Origin of the sequence: Streptomyces sp. NPDC004435, assembly GCF_042873895.1 — a bacterium.
Taxonomy (GTDB): Bacteria; Actinomycetota; Actinomycetes; order Streptomycetales; family Streptomycetaceae; genus Streptomyces.
In genome coordinates, this window is sequence record NZ_JBIAMB010000025.1 from 125,836 (window position 1) to 132,815 (window position 6,980).

Genomic DNA, 6,980 nt, shown 5'->3' on the forward strand with positions numbered 1-6,980 from the left:
TGCCGCCGCCCGGGACCCCGCGGTGCGGCGGGGTCCCGGGCGGCGGCCGGCGGGTCAGCCCGGGTTGTGGATCTTGTCGGCCCACTGGGCGGAGTCGTGCGTGACGACCCGGGACCGGGTGAGCAGCGAGCCGTTCTCGCGGACGAGGACGTCCTCCACGACCGTGGTGGGCTCGAAGCTGACCTTGCCCTGGGCGTCGGTCATGCTCACCATCGCCTGGTAGCGGACCCCGACCGTCCCGTCCTCGGCCGGGGTGATCAGCATGCGGTCGAACCAGTACCGGTAGACGAGACCGTCGTAGTACGCGATGTTCTCCTCGCGGGCGCGACGGGCCGAGGTCTCCTCGGCGCGCGGCTTCGAGGCGTCGCCGCGGCGGGCCGACATCTCCTTCAGCAGCTGCTCGCGGCCGTCGAACCGCCACCCGTAGGGGACGTGTTCGAGCGTGCAGTCCTCGGTGAAGGTCTCCAGGAACTCCACGAGCCTCCGCTCCTCCAGGAGCGGCATCTGGCTCGCGTAGAACTGCTGGACCTCCACGTACAGTTCGGGGGTCACGCGCTGTGCGGTGTGCGGTGTCGCCTGGGACACTGGGCTTCCTTTCCCTGGGTCGGACGGGCGGTACGGCGGTTCACCACGTGAGGGGAAGCCCCCACAACCCGTAGATCACCGCGCCCTCCTTGCGCGGGATCTCCAGGAAGGGCTTGTCCAGACGCAGGGTGGGGACCCGCTGGAAGAGCTTGCTCCACACGATCTCCAGCTCCAGCCGGGCGAGGTCGGCGCCGATGCAGTGGTGCACGCCGTGGCCGAACCCCAGGTGCTTGCGGCTGCCCCGGCTGATGATCAGCTTCTCCGGCTCGGGGAAGACCTCGGGGTCCCGGTTGGCCGCGAGGCCGAGGAAGAGGATGCCGTCGCCCTTGCGGATGACCTTGCCCGCGACCTCGATGTCCTCCAGCGCCACCCGGGGGATGGCTGTGTCGCCGATGGTCGCGATCCGGACCAGCTCCTCGACCGCCGGCCTGACCAGGGACGGGTCGTTCCTGAGCAGTTCCAGCTGGTCGGGGTTCTCCAGCAGGCAGGCGGTGCCCAGGGATATCTGGCTGGCCGTGGTCTCGTGGCCGCCGTTCATGAGCAGCCGGACTATGTTGAACAGGTCGCGGTCGGTGTACTCCTCGCCGGACGCCTCGTAGTCCGCCATCGCTCGGCTCAGCAGGTCGTCGCCCGGCTCCTTCTTCTTCCGCTGGATGAGGTCGCTGACGTACGCGTTGACCTCGACGATCGCGGCCTGCCGCTCCTCGGTGCTGCTGTGCCCGCCGAGCAGGGCGGTGCCGTGCTTGATGAAGAAGTCGTGCTGGTCCTGCGGGATGCCGAGCAGTTCGCAGATGACGGTCATCGGCACGGGCAGCGAGAACACCCGGTGGAAGTCGACCGGCGGCTTCATCGCGAGCATCCTGTCGATGTGCTCGTCGACGATCTCCTCTATCCGCGGACGCAGCCGCTTCACCTGCCTGCTGGTGAAGGTCAGGGCCGCCTTGCGGCGGGTCCTGGCGTGGTCCTCGCCGTCGTAGCCGATGAAGGAGGTCTCCGTGCGGTACTCGGGGGGCGCGATGAAGTAGAAGGGGAAGTTCGCGTGCTTGCGGGAGGCGCTGAGCCGCGGGTCGGTGAGCAGGTCGCGGATGGTGCGGTAGCCGGTGACGGTCCAGATGCGCAGCCCGGAGCCGTCCAGGGTCACCTGCGACACGTCCTCCTTCACCATCTCGTCGTACTCCGCGGGCGGGCTGAACGGGCAGGCGCGCGCGTAGGGGAACGTCTTCTCCCCGGCGTCGACGGCGGATTCGGCGGGAGCGGTCATCGTGATTCCCTTCGGGTCTGGGCGTGGTCCGCGGCTCAGGCGGGCTGGAACTGCCGGTGCTTCAGGTCGAATCCGGGGGCGGCCACGACGTCCGGAGTGAGCGAGCGGTCTCCGGTGGCCAGCAGCCTGCGGGTGATCATGTGGTCGGCGGGCCGGTTCACGGACTCCGCGCCGAGGAGCCGGCCGGCCCGGAAGCAGAAGACCGAGAAGCGTCCGCCGGCCGGGTCGCCCGCGGTCACCGTGCGGTCGTGGCCGTCGGTGACGCCGGCGATCTGGAGGCGCGCCCCGTACTGCTGGGTCCAGAACCAGGGCACGGCGTCGTACGTGGGCGCTCCGGCGGGGTCGAGGATCGCCCCCGCGACGCATCGGGCCTGGTCCGCGGCGTTCTGCACGGACTCCAGGCGCAGGTGCCGGCGGGCGTGCCGGCTGGGGAACCGGGCGCAGTCGCCGATCGCGTGGACGAGCGGGTCGCTGGTACGCAGCCGGGCGTCGACCAGGACCCCGTCCCCCACCTCCAGACCCGCGTCGGCGGCGAGCGCGGTGTTCGGCAGCACGCCGACGCCGGCCACCACCAGATCGGCCGCGATCCGCTCTCCGCTCGCCAGCTCGGCCACCTGCACGCGGCCGTTCTCGCCGTGCAGGGCGGCCAGCTCCTCGGAGAGCAGGACGCGCACCCCCCGCTCCGTGTGCAGTCCGGCGAGGTGGCGGGCCATGGGCTCGCTCACGGACCGACCCATGAGGCGGTCCCGTGTCTCGACGACCGCGACCCGCACGCCCAGGGTCCGTGCGGCGGCGGCGACCTCGAGCCCGATGAACCCGCCGCCGACCACCAGCAGGTCCCCGGTGCCGGCCAGGGCGGCGCGCAGGGCGCGCGCGTCGGCGAGGGTCCGCAGGGCCAGGACGCCCGCGAGGTCCGCGCCCGGGACCGACAGCCTGCGCGGGCGGGCGCCGGTGGCGAGCACGAGGTGGTCGTAGGACAGCTCGCGGCCGGAGGCCAGGAGCAGCCGCCGCGCGTCCCGGTCGATCCGCACCGCGCGCTCACCGGTCATCAGCTCGATGCCCTGGGCGGTGTGGAAGGACTCCGGTCGCAGTTCGAGGTCCTCGGCCGCCGGTTCGGCCAGCAGGTACTCCTTGGACAGCAGGGGCTTGCGGTAGGGCGGCTCCGGCTCGTCGCCGAGCAGGACGATCCGGCCGGTGAAGCCGCGGGAGCGCAGGGCGGCCGCGGCGTCGGAGCCCGCCTGCCCGGCGCCCACGACGACGACCGTCGGGAGCGCCATCAGCTCTGCGCCGTCGGCAGGTCCACCACGAGCCCGTCGAGCTCGTCGCCGATCGGCAGCCGGCAACTGAGCCGGCTGTTCTCGCGGCGCGGGGAGGCGGTGCCGTAGAGCACGTCGTCCTCGACCTCGTCCATCTCCGGCAGGACGACCGGGCTGCTCGTGTCCACGTAGACGTGGCAGGTGCCGCACTGGGCCGAGCCGCCGCACTGGGCCTCGATCCCGTCGATGTTGTTGAGCTTCGCGCCGCGCATCACCGTGTTGGGCGCCGGCACGTCGACGACGGTGACCGTGCCGTCGGGATGCCGGTAGGTGATCTTGGCCATGGCACTCTCCTCGATGAACGTCGGCAGGCCGCGGATGGGTGCCACGACTCTGCCGACCCGAACTGGGGTGCGCCTTGAGACGTTCTCGAACACCGGCTCCCTCGCGCCGCCCCGCTGTACCGGGTGCCGGTCCGCACCCCGGACGACCGGCCGCGCGTACGCCGGGGCTCCCTGGAACCGGTCGGCCGCCGCCCGCCCCCGCGCCCCGCTCCACCCGGCCGCGACCCGGCCCCGACACGCCGTCGACGCGTCCCGGGCACCTTCCCTCCCCATGACCGCTCCCCCCGTGCCGCTCCTCGCGACCGCCCGCGCCCCCGCCCGGCGGACCGGCCTGATCCTGGCCGCCTGCTGCGTCAGCCAGTTCATGACCGTGCTGGACGCCTCGGTCGTCAACGTGGCCCTTCCGGTGATCGCCGACGAACTCCGCTTCTCCCGCGCCGGACTCCAGTGGGTGAACAGCGCCTACACCCTCGCCGTCTGTGGATTCCTGCTGCTCGGCGGGCGGCTGGCCGACCTCTACGGGCAGCGCCGGATGTTCCTCTGCGGCATCGGCCTGTTCACCGCGGCCAGCGCGGTCGGCGGCTTCGCGGGCGACCCCGCCCTGCTCGTCATGGCCCGCGCCTTCCAGGGTCTGGGAGCCGCCGTGATGACGCCCGCGACCCTGGCGGTGCTCGGCACCACCTTCACCGGGCCCGCCGAACGGGCCCGCGCCTACGGGGCGTGGGGAGCCACCTCCGGCGCGGCCGGTGCCGCCGGGGTCCTGCTCGGCGGCGTGATCGCCCAGTGGTTCTCCTGGCGCTGGAGCCTGTGGATCAACGTACCCATCGGCCTGGCCCTCTTCGCGGCCGTACGCTGCGGCGTACCGGCCACCCCGGGCCGCGACCGCGTCCGGCTCGACCTGGCCGGCGCGGCCACCGTGACGCTCGGGCTGATGGCCCTCGTGTACGGCATCGCGGAGTCGCCCGCGCGGGGATGGGGCGATCCGCGGACGATCGGCTCGCTGGCCGCCGCCGCCGTCCTGCTCGCCGCCTTCCTGACGCTCCAGGCCCGCCCCGGCCGTCAGCCCCTCGTCCCCCTCGGGATCTTCCGCAACCGCACGGTCAGCGCGGCGAACCTGGTGGCCTTCTTCAGTATCGCCGCCCTGTTCAGCACCTTCTACTTCCTCACCCTCATGCTCCAACAGGTCCTCGGATACAGCCCGTTGGAGACCGGACTCAGCTATCTGCCGCTCTCGCTCGGCATCGCCGCGGGCGGCTTCGGCATCGCACCGCACCTGCCGCGCCTCGGCCCCAGGCCAGTCCTGCTCACCGGGCTCACCGCCGCGTCCTGCGGACTGCTGTGGCTCTCGGCGGCCGGGCCGGACGCCACGTTCGCCGCCGACCTGCTCGGCCCCACCCTGCTGCTCGGCGTCGGCATGGGCGCGGTGATCAACGCGACGACGAACGCGGCGACCCACGGCCTCCCCGTCCACCAGGCGGGACTCGCCTCCGGGCTGCTCAACACCACCCGCCAGCTGGGCAGCGCGCTCGGCCTCGTCGTCCTCGCCACGCTGTCCGGCGCGCGCATCTCCGACGGCCTCGCCGCGGGGAGGAACGCGGTGGACGCCTCGTCCGCCGGATACGGCCTGGCCCTGTCCACCGCCGCCCTGTTCACGGCCGCCGCGCTGCCGGCCGCGCTGGCCGTCCCGGTCAGGAGAGGTTCCAGACCCTCTCGAGGCGGCGCCCCCAAGCTGTCCGCCTGACAAGGAACGGAGACCCACCGTGGCCCTCACGACCGAACGGTCGCACCCGCCCCTCCCCGACGCCCTGCGCGCGTTCCACGCACAGCGCCCGGTCTGGACGCCCGAGACGGACGCCGACGGCAGCCGCGAACGGGCGGTCATCGAGGTCCCCCGTGACTACGCGGACCCCGACGGCCCCCGGCTCACCCTCGCGCTCTCCCGCCACCGCGCCACCGACCCGGACCGCCGGCGCGGCGTCCTGCTCTCCCTCAACGGCGGCCCCGGGGGCGACTGGGGGCTCGGCCGCCGCCTCGCGGACCGGTTCGTCGGGACGGCGCCGCACGAGGTGTACGACCTGGTCGGCTTCGACCCGCGGGGCCTCGGCGACTCCACCCGTCTGTACGCCGAAGTCACCGTCCCCAAGGCTCCGTTCGACTCCCGGCCGCCCGACGAGGACTTCCCGCTGATCGCCGAGGACATGCGCCTCAGGGAGCTCGGGTGCCTGCGCGGCGGCGGCGAGCTGCGCCCGCACATCAGCACCCGCAACATCGCCCGGGACCTGGACGTCATCCGCGCCGTGCTCGGCGAGGACAGGATCAGCTACGTCGGCTACGCCTACGGGACCTCGGTGGGCGCCGCGTACGCCACGCTCTTCCCCGAGCACCTGGACCGCAGCGTGCTCGACTCCTGCGTCAACCCCGACTGGTCCTGGTACGAGCAGTTCCTCTCGCAGGGCGACGCGATCCGGCGCAACGTCGACCGGTGGGCCCGCTGGGCGGGCGAGCGGCACGGCCGCTTCGGTCTCGGCCGGACGCCGGACGAGGTCCTGGGGACCGTCGAGGACGTCGCCGCCCAGCTGGAGCGGAAGGCGGAGACCCCGCATCTGCGGACCCTGCTCGACGGGGCGATGGGATACCGCACGGCGGACCGCGCCCAGTGGGAGGACCTGGGCGACCTGATCGGGACCCTGCGCGCGGCGACCGTGTCCGACGACCTCGACCGGGCGAAGGAGGCCCTGTCGGGGCAGCGCCTGTGGCGGCCCTCGGACAACGAGGGCGAGCTGCGGAGCGGCGTCCTGGACGCGATCACCCTGGAGGACGACTGGCCCACCGACCTGGAGGGCTACTACGCCACCATGCGGGACTACCGCACCCGCTACCCGTACGGCTACGGAGTGCTGCGCGCCCAGCCGTGGGTCGGCACCTTCCGCACCTTCACCGCGCCCGAACCGACGGTGACCGTCACGGGCGGCGACTTCCCCGTCGGGATCGTCGTGCAGTCCGAGGGCGACATCATGGACCACTACGCCGGCGGGGTCGCGATGGCCGAGCGGCTGGGCCACCACCTGATCACCGTGGCGGACTCCGGCGAGCACGAGATCTACGTCCTCGGCGCGAACCAGCGGGTCGACACCCTGGTCGACGCCTACCTCACCCGAGGCGAACTGCCTCCGGCACGGACCACCGTCGCCGGCGCCGCACCGCGCCCCGCCGTCTCCCGCGACGCCCCGGACACACCCGAGGCGCCCGACGCACCCGTCACCACCGACCTCCCGGACCTCCCCGGCCTCCCCGCACAGATTCGGAGCACCCACTCGTGACGACACCGGCGAACCACCAGGATTTCAAGGTCGCGGATCTGTCCCTCGCGGCTTTCGGCCGCAAGGAGATCACGCTCGCCGAGCACGAGATGCCCGGCCTGATGGCGATCCGCCGCGAGTACGCCGAGGCGCAGCCGCTCGCCGGCGCCCGGATCACCGGCTCCCTCCACATGACGGTGCAGACCGCCGTCCTCATCGAGACCCTCGTCGCCCT

The 6,980-nt window shown here is 73.0% G+C and carries 7 protein-coding genes; 3 read left to right on the plus strand and 4 right to left on the minus strand.

Features of this window, described 5'->3' with window-relative positions:
* Positions 1–54 precede the first annotated feature (54 nt).
* From ACFYT9_RS34160 to ACFYT9_RS34175, 4 genes are read right to left on the minus strand one after another with little or no spacing between them, the layout of a single operon-like run.
* A complete protein-coding gene (locus tag ACFYT9_RS34160) occupies positions 55–585 on the minus strand; it encodes a nuclear transport factor 2 family protein (RefSeq protein WP_387280226.1) in 531 nt (176 codons plus the stop codon).
* A 40-nt stretch (positions 586–625) separates the two neighbouring features.
* Positions 626–1,846, minus strand: coding sequence for a cytochrome P450 (locus ACFYT9_RS34165; protein WP_389169881.1), 1,221 nt, complete (start codon positions 1,844–1,846; stop codon positions 626–628).
* 35 nt (positions 1,847–1,881) lie between these two features.
* Entirely contained in the window at positions 1,882–3,123 is a 1,242-nt protein-coding gene (locus ACFYT9_RS34170; RefSeq protein ID WP_387280221.1) for an NAD(P)/FAD-dependent oxidoreductase, read from the minus strand.
* On the minus strand, positions 3,123–3,446 hold the full coding sequence (locus ACFYT9_RS34175) for a 2Fe-2S iron-sulfur cluster-binding protein (protein WP_387280219.1): 324 nt from the start codon (positions 3,444–3,446) through the stop codon (positions 3,123–3,125). The genes ACFYT9_RS34170 and ACFYT9_RS34175 overlap by 1 nt, the downstream gene beginning before the upstream one ends.
* A 271-nt stretch (positions 3,447–3,717) precedes the next feature.
* On the opposite strand from ACFYT9_RS34175, the gene ACFYT9_RS34180 reads away from it, so the two are divergent.
* From ACFYT9_RS34180 to ACFYT9_RS34190, 3 genes are all read left to right on the plus strand, one after another.
* Positions 3,718–5,187, plus strand: a complete 1,470-nt coding sequence (locus tag ACFYT9_RS34180) for an MFS transporter (RefSeq protein WP_389169884.1) — start codon at positions 3,718–3,720, stop codon at positions 5,185–5,187.
* A 19-nt stretch (positions 5,188–5,206) separates the two neighbouring features.
* The gene (locus ACFYT9_RS34185; protein ID WP_389169885.1) at positions 5,207–6,766 is read left to right on the plus strand and encodes an alpha/beta fold hydrolase; all 1,560 of its coding nucleotides are present in this window, start codon (positions 5,207–5,209) and stop codon (positions 6,764–6,766) included.
* Positions 6,763–6,980: adenosylhomocysteinase (locus tag ACFYT9_RS34190; RefSeq protein ID WP_389169888.1), on the plus strand; the 218-nt coding region annotated here is incomplete at its 3' end. The genes ACFYT9_RS34185 and ACFYT9_RS34190, both read left to right, overlap by 4 nt.